Annotated in this window: 14 protein-coding genes; 8 read left to right on the forward strand and 6 right to left on the reverse strand. The window is 56.2% G+C overall.

What is annotated here, in order from left to right:
• Nucleotides 1–146 precede the first annotated feature (146 nt).
• The 7 genes from gyrA to ADS46_RS11960 all read left to right on the forward strand — a co-directional run bounded on the left by gyrA (nt 147) and on the right by ADS46_RS11960 (nt 10,505).
• Nucleotides 147–2,840, forward strand: coding sequence for a DNA gyrase subunit A (gene gyrA, locus ADS46_RS11930; protein WP_066320443.1), 2,694 nt, complete (start codon nt 147–149; stop codon nt 2,838–2,840).
• A complete protein-coding gene (gene serC / locus ADS46_RS11935) occupies nt 2,824–3,927 on the forward strand; it encodes a 3-phosphoserine/phosphohydroxythreonine transaminase (protein WP_066320444.1) in 1,104 nt (367 codons plus the stop codon). The genes gyrA and serC overlap by 17 nt, the downstream gene beginning before the upstream one ends.
• Before the next feature lie 5 nt (nt 3,928–3,932).
• Entirely contained in the window at nt 3,933–5,024 is a 1,092-nt protein-coding gene (gene pheA / locus ADS46_RS11940; RefSeq protein WP_066320446.1) for a prephenate dehydratase, read from the forward strand.
• Nucleotides 5,021–7,309: a bifunctional prephenate dehydrogenase/3-phosphoshikimate 1-carboxyvinyltransferase gene (locus ADS46_RS11945; protein ID WP_234346822.1), complete on the forward strand. Its 2,289-nt coding sequence runs from the start codon at nt 5,021–5,023 to the stop codon at nt 7,307–7,309. The genes pheA and ADS46_RS11945 overlap by 4 nt, the downstream gene beginning before the upstream one ends.
• Nucleotides 7,302–7,991, forward strand: coding sequence for a (d)CMP kinase (cmk, locus tag ADS46_RS11950; RefSeq protein WP_066320447.1), 690 nt, complete (start codon nt 7,302–7,304; stop codon nt 7,989–7,991). The genes ADS46_RS11945 and cmk overlap by 8 nt, the downstream gene beginning before the upstream one ends.
• A 183-nt stretch (nt 7,992–8,174) precedes the next feature.
• Nucleotides 8,175–9,854 carry a 30S ribosomal protein S1 gene (gene rpsA, locus ADS46_RS11955; RefSeq protein ID WP_066320448.1) on the forward strand — a complete coding sequence of 560 codons (1,680 nt, stop codon included), beginning with the start codon at nt 8,175–8,177 and terminating at the stop codon, nt 9,852–9,854.
• A gap of 276 nt (nt 9,855–10,130) precedes the next feature.
• On the forward strand, nt 10,131–10,505 hold the full coding sequence (locus tag ADS46_RS11960) for a histone-like nucleoid-structuring protein, MvaT/MvaU family (protein ID WP_066320449.1): 375 nt from the start codon (nt 10,131–10,133) through the stop codon (nt 10,503–10,505).
• A gap of 65 nt (nt 10,506–10,570) precedes the next feature.
• On the opposite strand, the gene ADS46_RS11965 is transcribed toward ADS46_RS11960, so the two are convergent.
• On the reverse strand, nt 10,571–11,401 hold the full coding sequence (locus ADS46_RS11965; protein ID WP_066320450.1) for a helix-turn-helix domain-containing protein: 831 nt from the start codon (nt 11,399–11,401) through the stop codon (nt 10,571–10,573).
• A gap of 372 nt (nt 11,402–11,773) precedes the next feature.
• Here ADS46_RS11965 and ADS46_RS11970 point away from each other — a divergent pair, with 372 nt between their 5' ends.
• Nucleotides 11,774–12,100 (forward strand): hypothetical protein, encoded by a 327-nt coding sequence (locus ADS46_RS11970; protein WP_066320451.1) that lies wholly within the window; start codon nt 11,774–11,776, stop codon nt 12,098–12,100.
• Nucleotides 12,101–12,139: 39 nt separating this feature from the next.
• On the opposite strand, the gene ADS46_RS11975 is transcribed toward ADS46_RS11970, so the two are convergent.
• The 5 genes from ADS46_RS11975 to ADS46_RS11995 form a co-directional block, all read right to left on the reverse strand.
• Entirely contained in the window at nt 12,140–13,015 is an 876-nt protein-coding gene (locus ADS46_RS11975) for a DNA replication terminus site-binding protein (protein ID WP_066320452.1), read from the reverse strand.
• Nucleotides 13,016–13,249, reverse strand: a complete 234-nt coding sequence (yacG, locus tag ADS46_RS11980; protein ID WP_066320453.1) for a DNA gyrase inhibitor YacG — start codon at nt 13,247–13,249, stop codon at nt 13,016–13,018.
• 62 nt (nt 13,250–13,311) lie between these two features.
• A complete protein-coding gene (coaE, locus tag ADS46_RS11985) occupies nt 13,312–13,914 on the reverse strand; it encodes a dephospho-CoA kinase (RefSeq protein ID WP_066320454.1) in 603 nt (200 codons plus the stop codon).
• A gap of 39 nt (nt 13,915–13,953) precedes the next feature.
• Nucleotides 13,954–14,799: a prepilin peptidase gene (locus tag ADS46_RS11990; protein WP_066320455.1), complete on the reverse strand. Its 846-nt coding sequence runs from the start codon at nt 14,797–14,799 to the stop codon at nt 13,954–13,956.
• A gap of 21 nt (nt 14,800–14,820) precedes the next feature.
• Nucleotides 14,821–16,053, reverse strand: coding sequence for a type II secretion system F family protein (locus tag ADS46_RS11995; protein ID WP_066320460.1), 1,233 nt, complete (start codon nt 16,051–16,053; stop codon nt 14,821–14,823).
• Nucleotides 16,054–16,056: the final 3 nt, after the last annotated feature.

The following is a 16,056-nucleotide window of genomic DNA, read 5'->3' on the forward strand; positions in this document are numbered from 1 at the left end:
CGGCATGGCGACTGACTGCCCTTGATGCAAATGCAGTGGTATGATGGGGAATTATTTGGGCGCCGCTATGCTGTGTCTTTTCAGGCCGTATTTATAAGCGCTTTCAACTCTCGCAGTGCCAATGCAGTGCAAAGGATCTGACTTTCATGGGTGACATCGCCAGAGAAATCTTGCCCGTCAATATTGAAGACGAGCTCAAACAGTCGTATCTCGACTATGCGATGAGTGTCATTATCGGCCGCGCGTTACCTGACGTACGCGACGGTCTGAAACCTGTTCATCGGCGTGTGCTGTTTGCCATGCATGAACTGAACAATGACTGGAATAAACCGTACAAGAAGTCGGCGCGTGTCGTCGGCGATGTGATCGGTAAATATCACCCGCACGGTGACAGTGCGGTATACGACACCATCGTTCGCATGGCGCAGCATTTTTCCATGCGCCATGTGCTGGTCGACGGTCAAGGCAACTTCGGTTCGATCGATGGCGACAATGCGGCCGCCATGCGTTACACAGAGGTGCGCATGGCGCGCCTGGCCCATGAGCTGCTTGCCGACCTGGAAAAGGATACCGTCGACTGGGTCGATAACTATGACGGTACCGAGCGCATCCCCGACGTTCTGCCCACCAAGGTGCCCAACCTGTTGATCAATGGGTCCTCGGGGATTGCCGTGGGGATGGCGACCAATATTCCGCCCCACAATATGCGCGAGGTGATCGACGGCTGTCTGGCGTTAATCGATGACTATACGCTCAGCGTCGATGACCTGATGCAGTATATCCCCGGTCCGGATTTCCCCACCGGTGGCATCATCAACGGCCGTGCGGGCATCCTGGATGCCTATCGCACGGGGCGTGGGCGTGTTTACGTGCGCGCCTGTCACACCATCGAGCATGACGATAAAACCGGTCGTGATCACATCATCATTACCGAGTTGCCTTATCAGGTTAACAAGGCGCGTTTGATCGAAAAGATCGCCGAGCTGGTCAAAGAGAAAAAGATCGAAGGCATCGCCGAGCTGCGCGATGAGTCCGACAAGGACGGCCTGCGGGTGGTGATCGAAATCAAGCGCGGTGAGTCCGGCGACGTCGTGGTGAATAACCTCTTCGCCCAGACGCAGCTGCAGAACGTCTTCGGTATCAACATGGTGGCGCTTGAAAACGGCCAGCCACGCACGTTGAACCTCAAGCAGATGCTCGAAGCGTTTATCCGCCACCGCCGCGAAGTGGTGACTCGGCGAACGCTGTTTGAACTGAAAAAGGCCCGTGAGCGCGGTCACATCCTTGAAGGCCTGGCGGTTGCGATTTCCAATATTGATGAGGTGATTGAGCTCATCAAGGCCTCGCCCAACGCGTCCGAGGCGAAGGATAAGCTGCTGGCCAACGTCTGGCAGCCAGGTCAGGTGACCAGCATGCTGGAGCGCGCAGGGGCCACCTCGTGCAAGCCTGAAGACCTTGAAGAAGGTTTTGGCCTTAATCCCAGCGCGACCGAGTACCGGTTATCCCCGGCCCAGGCGCAGGCCATCCTGGAGCTGCGTCTGCACCGACTGACCGGCCTTGAAACCGAGAAGCTGCTGGATGAATACCTTTCCATCCTGGAAAGAATTGCCGAGCTGACCGAGATTCTTGCCTCGCCGGATCGTCTCATGGAAGTGATCCGTGAAGAGCTGCATGCCGTGCGCGACCAGTTTGGCGACGACCGGCGCACCGAAATTCAGGCCAGCCATCTCGATCTGTCGATCGAAGATCTGATTGCCGAAGAAGATATGGTGGTGACGGTCTCGCGTTCAGGCTACGCCAAGACGCAACCGCTTTCCGATTACCAGGCCCAGCGTCGCGGCGGTCGCGGCAAGTCTGCCACGGCCATGAAAGACGAAGACGTGATCGAGCACCTGCTGGTGGCGTCGACCCACGACACGGTGCTGCTGTTCTCCAACCGTGGCAAGGTGTACTGGCTTAAAGTCTACGAAATGCCTAATGCGAGCCGTGGCTCACGTGGCAAGCCGCTGGTCAACATGTTGCCTCTCGAGGAAGGTGAGGCAGTCAACGCTATCCTGCCAGTGCGCGACTATGACCCTGATCACTACATCTTCTTTGCCACCGCCCAGGGGACGGTCAAACGTACCAGCCTTGAACAGTTCTCGCGTCCGCGTAGCGTCGGCCTGATTGCGATTGACTTGGAAGAGGGTGATCGCTTGGTGGGCGCGGCGATCACGTCGGGTTCCGATCATGCCATGCTGCTGTCTTCCAACGGCAAAGCGATCCGCTTCGAGGAAGGTAATGTGCGGGCGATGGGTCGAACGGCCCGTGGCGTTCGTGGTATGCGCCTGGCAGACAATGCGGAAGTGATCAGCCTGATCATTCCCAAGACGCAGCAGATTGATGACGGTGAAGACGATACCTCGGACAGTGTTGTCGACGGTCAATCAGACGCGGGCCATATCTATATTCTCACCGCGAGCGAGAACGGCTATGGAAAACGTACCCGTCTCGAAGCCTTCCCGCTTCGCGGTCGTGGCGGCCAGGGTGTGATTGCCATGCAGACCAGCGAGCGTAACGGCTCGCTGGTGGCGGCCATGCAGGTCTATGACAGTGACGAAATGATGCTGATCACCGACCGCGGCACGCTGGTCCGCACACGCGTGGAAGAAGTCTCGACCACGTCGCGTAATACCCAGGGGGTCATGCTGATTCGTCTCGGTAAAGAAGAAAAGCTGGTTAAAACCGTGCGTGTCGAAGAGCCCGAAGAAGGCGATTTTGAGACGCTGGAAGAGGCGCAGACAGACGACGCCAACCATAATGACGCACAGGATGCCGGAGCCGATGACACGTCGTTATAATTTTTGTGCGGGGCCTGCAGCCCTGCCCGAAGCCGTGCTGGCGAGAGCCCGCGACGAACTGCTCGATTACCAGGGTCGCGGCTTGTCGGTGATGGAAATGAGCCATCGCAGCGATGAGTTTGTGGCAATCGCCGAACAGGCGGAAGCCGATCTGCGTGAGCTGCTGGGGGTTCCCAGCAACTACAAGGTGCTGTTTTTGCAGGGGGGCGCCAGCCTCCAGTTTGCCATGCTGCCGATGAACCTCTTGGGCCAAGGGGGGCGAGGCAACTTCATTCAAACCGGTATCTGGGGCAAGAAGGCGCTCAACGAGGCCAAGCGGCTGGGTTTTGACTGCCATGTGGCAGCAAGTAGTGAGCCGAATGGCCATACGGCGGTGCCTGCGGCAGACGCTTTGAAGATCAGTGACGACGCGGCCTATCTGCACTATACCGCCAATGAAACGATTGGCGGACTGGAGTTTGATTACACGCCACAGGTGCAGCGTAACGATGGCGCCGGCGTACCGCTGGTCTGTGATATGTCATCCAACATCCTTTCCGGGCCGCGGGACGTCAGTCAGTTCGGGGTGATTTATGCAGGTGCGCAGAAAAACATTGGTCCGGCGGGATTGACCCTGGTTGTTGTGCGCGATGACCTGCTGGGTAACGCTCAGCCCACCATTCCCTCGCTGTTTGACTATCAGTTGCTTGCCGAGGCGGGGTCGATGGTCAACACGCCGCCGACCTATGCCTGGTATCTGGCGGGGCTTGTCTTTAAGTGGTTGAAAGCGGATGTCGGTGGCCTGGAGGCGATGGATGCGATTAACCAGCGCAAGGCTCAAAAACTGTATGCCGCCATCGATGCCAGCGACTTGTACCGCAATCCGATTGCACGTCATAACCGCTCGCGCATGAACGTTCCCTTTGTGCTGGAAGACGCCAGGCTTGATAACGCCTTCTTGAAAGAGGCCGATGAGGCGGGGCTCCTGAACCTAAAAGGGCACCGCAGCGTGGGGGGCATGCGCGCCAGCCTGTACAACGCCGTGCCAGAGGAAGCGGTGGACGCTTTGATTGCCTTCATGGCAGATTTCGAACAACGAAGGGGCTGATCACCATGGCCGACACGTCGATCAACCTGGACGCATTGCGCCAGCGTATTGACCAACTGGATGATGATATTCTGCGCTTGATCAGCGAGCGAGCTGACTGCGCTCAGCAGGTTGCGCATATCAAGCTTGCCGAGGATGAAGAGGCGGTGTTCTACCGACCCGAGCGCGAAGCCCAGGTGCTACGCCGTATCATGGCGTTGAACAAAGGCCCCCTGGACGCCGAGGAAATGGCGCGTCTGTTTCGCGAGATCATGTCCGCCTGCCTGGCACTGGAAAAGCCCATCAAGGTATCCTACCTGGGCCCGGAAGGGACCTTTACCCAGCAGGCGGCATTGAAGCACTTCGGGGAAAGCGCCATCAGCCTGCCCATGGCTGCCATTGATGAGGTGTTCCGCGAGGTTGAGGCCGGTGCCGTCAACTACGGCGTCGTGCCGGTCGAAAACTCGACCGAAGGGGTGGTCAACCATACGCTTGACACCTTCATGGATTCCTCGATCCGTATTTGCGGTGAAGTGGTCCTGCGCATCCATCACCACCTACTGGTCAGCGAAACGACCCGGCGGGATAAAGTTTCGCGTATTTATTCCCACCCTCAGTCCTTTGCCCAGTGTCGCAAATGGCTTGACGCCCACTTTCCTCATGCGGAAAGAGTCCCGGTTGCTTCCAATGCCGAAGCCGCCAAGCTGGTGAAAACCGAATGGCACAGTGCTGCGATTGCCGGTGACATGGCCGCCAAACTCTACAACCTTGAGCACGTGGCAGAAAAGATTGAAGACCGTCCGGACAACTCCACACGGTTTTTAATCATCGGCAATCAAGATGTACCCATGTCGGGAGAAGACAAGACGTCGATTGTGGTGGCCATGCGCAACCAGCCGGGTGCCCTCCATGATCTGCTCGAGCCGTTCCATCGTCACCAAATCGACATGACCCGCCTGGAGACGCGCCCTTCGCGTACCGGGGTGTGGAATTATGTCTTCTTCATCGACTTTAAGGGCCATCGTGATGAGCCCCGCGTCACCGCCGTGCTGGAAGAAGTCCAATTGCGGGCAGCGGAATTGCGCGTGCTGGGGTCCTACCCTCAGGGCGTATTGTGACGTCAGTGGGTGAAAAGGTGCCCGCCGGGGCTGGTATCGATGAGTCGCGGTTGTTGATTGTCGGACTCGGCCTGATTGGTGGATCACTGGCCTCGGCACTGCGTGCTGCCGGGTTTGAGGGTCAGATAGTCGGCTGTGATCCTAACCCCGATGAAATTGCCCGGGGCATCGAGATGGGCTTGATTGACAGCGGCGGCACCAAGCTTGGCGATCAGGTGACTGATGCGTCACTTATCGTGCTCGCCGTGCCTGTGCTGGCGATGGAAACGGTCATGAGAACGCTGGCTGGCGCATTGTCCAAGGCCGCTCCCGATGTGGTGATCACCGATGTGGGCAGCACCAAGGCGGCGATTCGCGCCTGTGCCGAGCGTGTTTTTGGTGGCGTGCCTGCCAATATGGTGCTGGGACACCCGATTGCCGGTTCAGAAAAAAGTGGTGTGTCGGCAGCCAACCCCGATCTCTATCGCCATCACAAGGTGATCTTGACCCCGGAACCTGACGTTGATGCGGCGGCCTTGGCGCGGGTTTCGGCCCTATGGGCGGCTTGTGGTGCCGATGTGTTGGAAATGAGCGTTGAGCACCACGACCATGTGCTGGCGCGTACCAGCCACTTGCCGCACCTGTTGGCATTTTCATTGGTCGACACGCTGGCTCGTCAGGATGATCGGCTGGATATTTTTCGTTACGCCGCCGGCGGGTTCCGTGACTTTACCCGCATTGCGGGCAGTGACCCGGTGATGTGGCGCGATATCTTCATCGCCAATCGCCAGGCGGTACTGTCGTCGCTGGATGATTTTGAAGCGGGCCTTGCCCGATTGCGCAAGGCCGTTGAGCAAGGCGATAGCGATGCCCTGATTGCGACGTTTGATCGGGCCAGTCATGCACGTCACTATTTTGATACATTATTGAACAAAACCACTTATCAGGCGGAATATCATATGCAACCAGAAGGTAAGGTGACTTACCGGGTGCGGCCAGGCGGTCAGGCGCAGGGCCGATTGCGCGTGCCCGGTGACAAATCCATGTCGCATCGCTCGATCATGCTGGGGGCACTGGCTGACGGTGTTACCGAGGTCAAGGGTTTTCTGGAAGGCGAGGACAGTCTTGCCACGCTACAGGCGTTTCGCGAAATGGGCGTGGCTATCGAGGGACCGCATCAGGGACGCGTGACCATCCATGGTGTGGGTATGCAGGGACTGAAAGCGCCTTCTGGCCCACTTTATGTGGGTAATTCTGGCACCGCGATGCGTCTGTTTGCTGGCTTGCTGGCCGGGCAGGCATTCGACAGCGAATTGACCGGCGACGAGTCGCTGAACAAGCGTCCCATGGCCCGCGTTGCCGACCCGTTGCGCTTGATGGGTGCGACCATCGATACCGCGGAAGGTGGGCGGCCCCCATTGAATATCAAGGGCGGCGCCGCTTTAAAAGGCATTGATTACGACATGCCCATGGCCAGTGCCCAGGTGAAATCCTGCTTGCTGCTGGCAGGCCTTTATGCCGAGGGTGAAACCCGCGTGCGTGAGCCAGCGCCTACCCGCGACCACACTGAACGCATGCTCAACGGCTTTGGCTATCCGGTGTCCCGTGATGGTGATACCTGCTGGCTGCAGGGGGGTGGAAAGCTGACAGCAGGGCCGATCGATGTGCCGTCGGATATTTCATCAGCGACGTTTTTCCTGGTGGCCGCGGCCATTACCCCAGGTTCGGACATAACGCTCGAACACGTGGGCATCAACCCGACGCGTATCGGTGTGATTAATATTCTTAACCTGATGGGCGCCAATCTGGCCCTGGAAAATCAGCGTGAAGTGGGTGGCGAACCCGTTGCGGATATTCGTATTCGCTATGCACCGCTCAGCGGTATCGAGATTCCCGTCGACCAGGTGCCATTGGCGATAGACGAATTTCCAGCCTTATTCATTGCCGCCGCCAACGCCAAGGGCACCACGCGATTACGCGGCGCCGAAGAGCTGCGCGTCAAGGAGTCTGATCGCATTCAGGCGATGGCTGATGGCCTGGCCATTCTGGGCGTCGAGCATACGGTCGTTGCTGACGGTATTGATATTACTGGTAATGGTGACGACCAAGTGGCCAGTTATGGTGGCGGGCGGATCGATAGCCTGGGTGACCACCGAATTGCGATGGCCTTTGCCATTGCCGGGCTGCGGGCAAGCGACGATATCGTGATCGATGATTGCGCCAATGTGGCGACCTCGTTCCCGGGGTTCGTGGACCTGGTGACACGCGTGGGGATGGCGCTATCGGTGGAGGGAGTGCATGGCTGAACATCCCCCCGTATTGACCATTGATGGCCCCGGCGGCGCAGGTAAAGGTACGATCAGTGGGCTCATCGCTGATCGCCTGAACTGGCATCTGTTAGATAGTGGGGCCTTGTACCGATTGACGGCGCAGGCCGCCGTCAAGCATCAGGTGGCGCTTGATGACGAGGCGGCCTTGGCACAATTGGCCCAAGCATTGGACGTTGCCTTTCCCGTCGAAAATGGTCAGCCACGAACCCTGTTGGAAGGCGAAGACGTTAGCCGGGCGATCCGCACCGAGCAGGCTGGCGAGCGCGCGTCTCAGGTGGCGGCGCTTCCGGCTGTTCGGCAGGCGTTGCTAGAGCGCCAGCGCGATTTTTGTCAGGCGCCTGGCCTGGTGGCTGATGGTCGAGACATGGGCACGGTCGTTTTTCCTGACGCTTCCCTGAAGATATTTCTGACCGCATCAGCGGCGGAGAGAGCCCGCCGTCGCCATCAGCAGTTGCAGGAAGCGGGCGTGGATGCTAGTCTTTCGAGTCTTCTAAAGGAGATTCAGGCGCGCGATGCCCGCGATATGCATCGCAACGTGGCGCCACTCAAGCCGGCAGATGATGCCATTACGCTTGATACCACGTGCCTGAGCATACCGGAAGTGGTTGATCAGTTGACCGAGTTGCTGGCCCAACAGGGGCTGGTGTCCGGCAATTGACTCTCCCTTGCGGCGTTTTTGGACAGGTGTCACGACATGGCAGGGCGTAAAACTCACATTGGGAGCCCGGTCAGGTCTAACCAGCGCTAACACCTCCAAAAGCAGAGTGACATTAGGCCCGTGCTCGCTGGTGGTACGGAGAAGGCATTTATGCCTCAACAACGTTGATCACGTAGGAACACCATGAGCGAAAGCTTTGCTGAACTGTTTGAACAGTCTCTTAACGACATCAACATGGAGCCAGGCGCTATCGTCGCGGCCCAGGTTGTCGATATTGACGGTGACTGGGTTACCGTCAACGCCGGTCTGAAATCTGAAGGTCAGATCCCCGCGGCGCAATTCCGCGACGAGAACGGCGAACTGAACATTGCGATCGGTGACGACGTTCACGTTGCACTGGAAGCCGTTGAAGATGGCTTCGGTGAAACGCGTCTGTCCCGTGAAAAAGCCAAGCGCGCAGAAGCTTGGAAGATTCTGGAAGCCGCCTTCGAGAAAGATGAAGTCGTCAAAGGCGTGATCAACGGTAAGGTCAAAGGCGGCTTCACCGTCGATGTCGATTCTATCCGTGCCTTCCTGCCGGGCTCTCTGGTTGACGTCCGCCCGGTTCGCGATACAGCGCACCTGGAGCATAAAGAGCTGGACTTCAAGGTCATCAAGCTCGACCCGAAACGCAACAACGTCGTGGTTTCACGTCGCGCGGTTCTGGAAGCTGAAAACAGTGCGGAACGTGAAGCACTGCTGGCAACACTGCAGGAAGGCCAGCAAATCAAGGGTATCGTCAAGAACCTGACTGATTACGGTGCCTTCGTTGATCTGGGTGGCGTTGATGGCCTGCTGCATATCACCGATATGGCGTGGAAGCGCATCAAGCATCCGTCTGAAATCGTGGCCGTCGGCGACGAAGTCAACGTTAAAGTGCTGAAGTTTGACCGTGAACGCAATCGCGTTTCTCTGGGTCTCAAGCAGCTTGGCGAAGATCCGTGGGTCCGTATTAAAGAGCGCTATCCGGAAGGTACCAAGGTTCATGCCGTGGTCACCAACCTGACGGATTACGGCTGCTTTGCTGAACTGGAAGAAGGCGTCGAAGGCCTGGTTCACGTTTCCGAAATGGACTGGACCAACAAGAACATCCATCCGTCCAAAGTGGTTCAAGTGGGCGATGATGTTGATGTCATGGTATTGGATATCGACGAAGAGCGTCGTCGTATCTCCCTGGGTATCAAGCAGTGTACTGCTAATCCGTGGGAAACCTTCAATGCCGAGTACAACAAGGGCGATCGCGTCTCGGGTACTATCAAGTCAATCACTGACTTTGGTATCTTCATCGGCCTGGAAGGCGGTATCGACGGCTTGGTTCACCTGTCCGACATCTCCTGGACAGATACTGGCGAAGAAGCGGTTCGTAACTTCAAGAAAGGCGACGAAGCCGAAGCGGTTATCCTGTCTATCGACCCTGAGCGTGAGCGGATTTCCCTGGGCATCAAGCAAATGGATTCCGATCCCGTTGCTGAATACCTGTCGGTCAATGACAAGGGCAGCATCGTTACTGGTCGTGTCGTTGAAGTGGACGCCAAAGAAGCTCACGTTGAGCTGGCTACCGATGTAGTGGCAGTTCTCAAGGCGTCTGAAATCGCGGCTGATCGCGTTGAAGATGCACGTAACGTTCTCAGTGAAGGCGACAGCGTTGAAGCGCGCATCGTGAGCGTTGATCGCAAGAGCCGTCAGATTAACCTGTCGGTGAAAGCGAAAGAGCAGGATGACACGCGTCAGAACCTCAAGAAGCTGCGTGAACAAGAGCCGGAAGCAGCAGGTGGTGCAACCACTATCGGTGACTTGATTAAGCAGCAGATGGGCCAAGACTAATATCGCCATTAGTACTGGTTTCATAAAACGCCGCCTTTAGGGCGGCGTTTTTTTGTCAGTGAATTCCTGCCTGTATAACTTGGTGATTAAGCCACTAAAAAGTTATTCATCGCTAAGCCAATCTTTAAAATATCTTTCGTAATTGACTAAAAATCAACTAGACTGTTGTCAGTTGGCTTTTTTACAGCAATAATGAATGCGCATTCTGAACTAATGGATACTGACAATGTCCGTTCGGTATCTTATCTGGTTTGACCTGATGTTAAAGGATTCCCCATGTCACTACTTAACGAATACATCCAAAAAGAACAGCAGCTGAAGCAGCTTCAAGAAGATCTTCAGCGACTAGAGGGTGATCAGCGCCTCAAGAGTGAACTAGAGTTTAAATCAAAGCTTGAAGCGCTCATGAATGAATTTGGCAAGCGCCCAGCTGATGTAGTGGCGTTGCTAGACCCTGCTGCCGATCAGCGTGGTTCAAAGCCCGCCAGTAGCAATGCGGGCCGCCGTAAGCGTCGCTTAAAGATTTATAAAAATCCTCATACAGGTGAGGTTATCGAAACGCGTGGAGGCAACCACAAGGGGCTGCGTAGCTGGAAAGACGAATACGGCGATGAGACCGTTGAGTCCTGGCTTGTGCGGATGGAAGACTAAGTATCGCCAAGTCGGCATTCCCAGTGGCAATGCCGACTTTATTATTTCCCCAGCCAAGCATTTCCTCATTGATTCAGCGGTACCCTCAATTCCAAATAATCGGGTTTCCACAGTACCATTGGCGCCTCGCCGCTGATGTAATAGCCTTTTTGTATATGCAAGAGTTCCAGCAACATGCTGGTCAGCGCGCGTGAAAGTTGTGAAAATTCCTCGAAGCAGGTGCTCGCATAGTGGCGTGCTGCAATATTAATACGGCGGTAGGGCGCAGGCAGTGGAATGCTCTTCATGTTGTGAAGCGTTTCAAGGTAGAGCCCGATATCGGTACGTACCGGGTGCGCAGCTTGATCGCTTAGAGCATCGATTTTTTCGCTGAGTAAATCAGGCAGCGAAACCGCGGGTGTTGAGTCTGCCAGCCTTGCTTGCAGACTTTCCAACTGGTGGCCATGGTAATTGCTATCCCCAAGCCCTTGAAGGTGCTCTGGCGATTTATAGAGTCGCATGAGAACAGCCTGTCGTGCAGGTGCTTGCTTGATTTGAGTTGTGTAACCGTAAGACGGTATTTGCTGATGCATCACATGGCCCATGGCCTGACGGTAGTGTCGTGGGGATAGTTGGAAATGTCGCAGAAACGCTCGTGAAAAAGACGAGTGGTTTTGGTAACCGCAATCCCGCGCGATTTGCGCTATATTACGGGGAGTGAAGACGAGTAAAACCGCCGCACGCTCTAGCCGACGTTTTTCTCGATAAGCACTCGGCGATGTGTGAAAGTAGTGACGGAATTGGCGTCGTACTTGAGAAGCTGAATACCCTAGATGTTGAGCAAGATCGTCAATACTCAATGGCTTTTCAAGTGTGTCTTGCAGCCAGATCTCAGCTCGTGTCATAGCATTGAACATTATCTGGCCTCCCATGCATGAGTGTTACCGCCAGATGGTGTTTCCGGCGGTAATGTGCACCCTCCCGGTGCCTTGGTTTCTCGAATTTGCCTCAACGTCAGTACAACGCGGCGGCTTTTTTCTGCCTCAATGTTGACACTAGAGCCTAGTGATTACATTGCAGCGTTGTATTGCAGTGGTCGCAAAATATGCAGCGATACGTAAGTATTATTTACTATATGCACCGGTACATAGTGATGCTCTCTTTATGCTAGTAACAGCTCTTGAAGGCAAGTTGGCTTTGGCTTTTTACGCGTTTGGGCACAGTTTTTGGGGAAAATAGCCTTATAGACAGGCGTATCCCTCAATCAAAAGGGTGTGAATGACATATCAATGAAATATCAAAAAGTTCAGAAACCGATGGATGAGCGCGACAAGCTTCGTAAATTTCGCGAACTGGATGATGCGTTTGCGCAAGCACTACGTCAGCTGGAGGACCCTGGCAAGGCGATGGAGATTCCCACCGGGCCGCCAGTGCGTTCCTTGGAGGCGCTTGAAGAGGAAGACGCCGAAAAGCAGGCTCAATTACGCGAGGAGGCGTTTCAGCAGCAATTTGAAGCATTGCTGACGGAATACCACATTGCCTCGCATGAGCTGCGCGAGTTGATCGAGACGCTGCTGGCGTCCGGGCGTTGGACAGAGGAGCAGGCGCCTGCCTGATTGATTAAACCTGGTTGTTAACCCGATGTTTAAATAAGCTTAGCGGTAGCGATACACGCGCAGGCTGGGTAGGAAAACATCGGATTCCAGCTTTTCATCGCGCCGAGTCGCCCGCGTTCGTTGTGGCTGGGGGTGAGTTGGCGGTGCCTTGATATCTGGCATTCCCAAGCGCTCATTGGGAACGAAAAGGGGCATGGAGACGTTCAGCGCCCGTCGCGTGTGGCCATCCGCTAACGGGTGGTTAAAAAAGAGATTGGCACGCATTAGCGGTGCCTGGGCCTGGACCTGGGCAAGCGGTTCTTCGCTGGGCAAGCCTGCTAGGCGACGCAATTGCACTTTTATATGAGGCGCATCAGTATCCAGCCGAAGTAGCTTTTGTTCGGCGTCTCTTACGGTGATGCGTTTAATCGAACGTCCGCTTTGATACCAGGCAAAGCGCACTTTTGCGACTTCGGCATCGGCGATAGGCAGATGACGCCAGCATTGTTTTAAATGTAACCGCGCTAACCCTTCTTTACGTAAGACATGATTAACATCCGGGTGGCGAGTGGTTAGCTTCGCTTTAGCGTCACTCAGTGCTTTGGGGGTAGTGCTTTTAATCTTCTGCAAGCCCGCATGGAATGCGTCTTTGGCTATATTTACATGGCGAGCAGCGTCGATAAGCTCATCGTTGGCGACAACGATACCCAGGTAATTGCGTGTTTCCCGACCATCCTGCCCCGTCTGATGCCAGACATCGAAAAGTGCCGCTCTGAACCCGTCCGGTGAGGAGTCGGCTGTGGGCGACAGCATCCAGGTAGGCGGACACTGCGCTGCGTATTGCGTGGCGAGTACGTCCAGCGCTGCCATCAGATCATCAAAGCACCGTTCAAGGTGCTGCACAAGATGGTAGGCAGGGTAGTCAGGTGCGGCCATTCAGGAAAGTGGTGCGTCGCGGTCAGCCCGCGCCAGCAGGGCGTCGATATCGGCTTCGTCCATGGCATTTTCACCGGCTATTCGGCGGGATTCTTCCGCCCAGGCCCCCAGATCGAGCTGCTGGCAGCGTTTGCTGCAAAACGGACGGAAAGGGCTCTCGCCACTCCATGCAACGGTTCGTGAGCATTGAGGGCAGGCGACTTCAAATGGGCTGTCATTAGCAGGTTGAGACATAAAATATCCGCAAATGTAAAACGTGATCAGTGAAAGAGGAAGCCTCAAAGGCCGTCAACGGGTCACGACGATAGTCGCTCTCGATAGTGTTGATCAAGTTGGGCGACCTGGTGCTGCATATGCGCAATATCGCGACTGTTGTCGATGATGTCATCGGCACGGGCACAGCGTTCCTCGCGCGACATCTGTGCGTCCAGAATAGCACGCACATTTGCTTCACTGACACCATCGCGCTCAAGTGTTCGGGATAGCTGCATGTCGGTGGGAATATCGATCACCAGGGTGCGATCCACCAACGCCGCTTGGCCCGATTCGAACAGTAAAGGCGATACCAGCAGCGCATACGGAGAGGGCCCCGACTGAATATTCTCTAGCCGGGCGATAATTCGCTCGCGAATCAGAGGGTGGGTGAGTTGCTCAAGCCATTGGCGTTGTTCGGGAGCTTCAAAAATGATCTTGCGCAGAGCGGCGCGGTCGAGTGACCCGTCCTGATCAATCACCTCGGGTCCAAAATGCTCACCGATAGCATCAAGCGCGGGCTCGCCGGGTGCGACAACCTCGCGGGCCACGTCATCGGCGTCGACCCATCCGATACCGCGTTCGCCAAAGGCGCGGGCGACGGTTGACTTGCCTGAGCCGATGCCGCCTGTAAGGCCAATAATCATGGTGCATCTACCTGTGATATGTCATTTGGACCGTCAGGCTTAACAGACGATATTAAGGTATACCGCTAATATATCGTTGCCAGCGAGCAGCATCATCCAACCGGCGAGGGCTAAAAAAGGTCCGAACGGCATGGGGGTGCCGCGCGCCTGGGGTGATGACGCTTGATAGGCCAGGCCCAGTATGGCGCCCAAACCCGCCGAAAACAGCACGACCAGCGGAAGTGATAGCCATCCCAGCCAGGCGCCCAATGCAGCGAGCAGCTTGAAGTCACCAAAGCCCATGCCTTCCTTGCCGGTAGTCAGCTTGAACAACCAGTAAAAACTCCAGAGGCTCATATAGCCGACCACAGCACCGATAACGGCATCGGCCAGGAAAGCGGGTTGAAAAAGCCATTGATAGATCAGACCGGCCCACAGTAGCGGCAGTGTCAAAATATCGGGCAGTAGCTGTACACGCCAATCAATGACGGCCAGGCCGAGCAGTGTCAAGCAGGCGCCATAAAGCCATAGCGCCTGCCAACTGATGCCATAAAGCAGAGCGATGCTGATGGCCAGGATGCCTCCCGCAAGCTCGATGAGCGGATATTGCAAGCTGATCCGGGCATTGCAGTGCGCGCAGCGCCCACGTCGTTTGAGCCAGCCGATCAACGGCAGATTATCGTGCCAGGCGATAGAAGATTCGCAGCGGGGGCACATTGAGCGCGGCTGGGCCAGGTTGAAGCGCTGCGATGATTCTTCAGCCAGCGCGAGCTGGGCGCGAGCTTCCTGACGCCACTGCCGCATCAGCATAACGGGCAAGCGGGTAATCACCACATTGAGAAAGCTGCCCAGGCATAGCCCCAATAAAAAAATCAGTGGCCAGAAAGTGGTCGAAAAATACTGCATGACATGCCTTTGCACGACGCCTTACAGGGCCGAGCCTAAGTTGAAAATGGGTAAATACATCGACACCACGACACCGCCGACCAGAAGACCCAAGACCACGATAATGAGCGGTTCCATCAGCGAGGTTAAGGCATCCACCTTGTTGTCGACTTCTTCTTCGTAGTAGTCCGCGACGCGGTTTAACATGGCATCCAGCGAGCCTGCTTCTTCTCCGATGCTGACCATTTGCACCGCCAGGGGCGGGAACTGATTGGTCATGCGCATGGCGAAGTATAACTGCTGACCGGTGGCCACGTCATGGCGTGTCCGGGTGACGGCGCGTTCGTAGACTCTATTGCCGGTTGCCCCGGATGCCGTATCCAGCCCCTCGACCAGCGGCACGCCCGACGCAAAGGTGGTCGCAAGGGTTCGGGCAAACCGCGCCACTGCCGATTTATGCAGGATGTCCCCGATGATGGGCAGGCGCAATAGAATGCTGTGTGCGCGGTAAGCAACGCGGGGAGAACGGTTAATCGCCTGCTTGAGCAGCAATACCCCCGCGATGGTGCCCCCCAGTGCGTACAGCCAATAGCGCTGAGCAAGGCCTGACAGGTTGACTGTCATCTGCGTCAAGGCGGGCAGTTCCGCGCCAAAGCTGTCAAACATGCTGTCGAATTCGGGCACCACCTTGATCAGTAGAAGAAGGGTGACCCCGACACCGATCAGGAGCACCGCGGAGGGGTACCACATGGCCTTCTTGACGCGGCTCTTGAGTGACTCGACTTTTTCCTTGTAAGTGGCGATGCGTTCAAGCATCTGGTCAAGTGCGCCGGATTGCTCGCCTGCTTCAACAAGGTTTACAAATAGACGGTCAAAGTGCTTGGGGTGACGGCGTAGTGCATCGGAGAAGCTGGCCCCGGCGGACACATCGCTCATCATTTGCTGCACCAGCGCTACCATCGCCGGTTTTTTGAGGCTCTCGGCAACCACCTGAAACGCCTGGAGTAGCGGAATGCCGGCCCGAATCATGGTCGCCATCTGGCGGGCAAACACCATGATGTCGTGTGGGCTGATTCGCCCGCGACCACTGAGGCCGCCTTTCTTGCGTAACCGCTTGACGTTGATCTGCTGATTGGCGAGCTCGCTGGCAACGTCTGCCTTGCTGCGGCCTATGATTTCACCGCTGAGCGTGCGATTCTGAGGCCCAGTGCCTTCCCACTTCCAGCGGTAAAGCTGGATGCTTGGCTGACGACGAGCCCGAGGCGACTTGGCCATGGT

The organism is Halomonas sp. G11, assembly GCF_001663515.1.
Classification (GTDB): domain Bacteria; phylum Pseudomonadota; class Gammaproteobacteria; order Pseudomonadales; family Halomonadaceae; genus Vreelandella.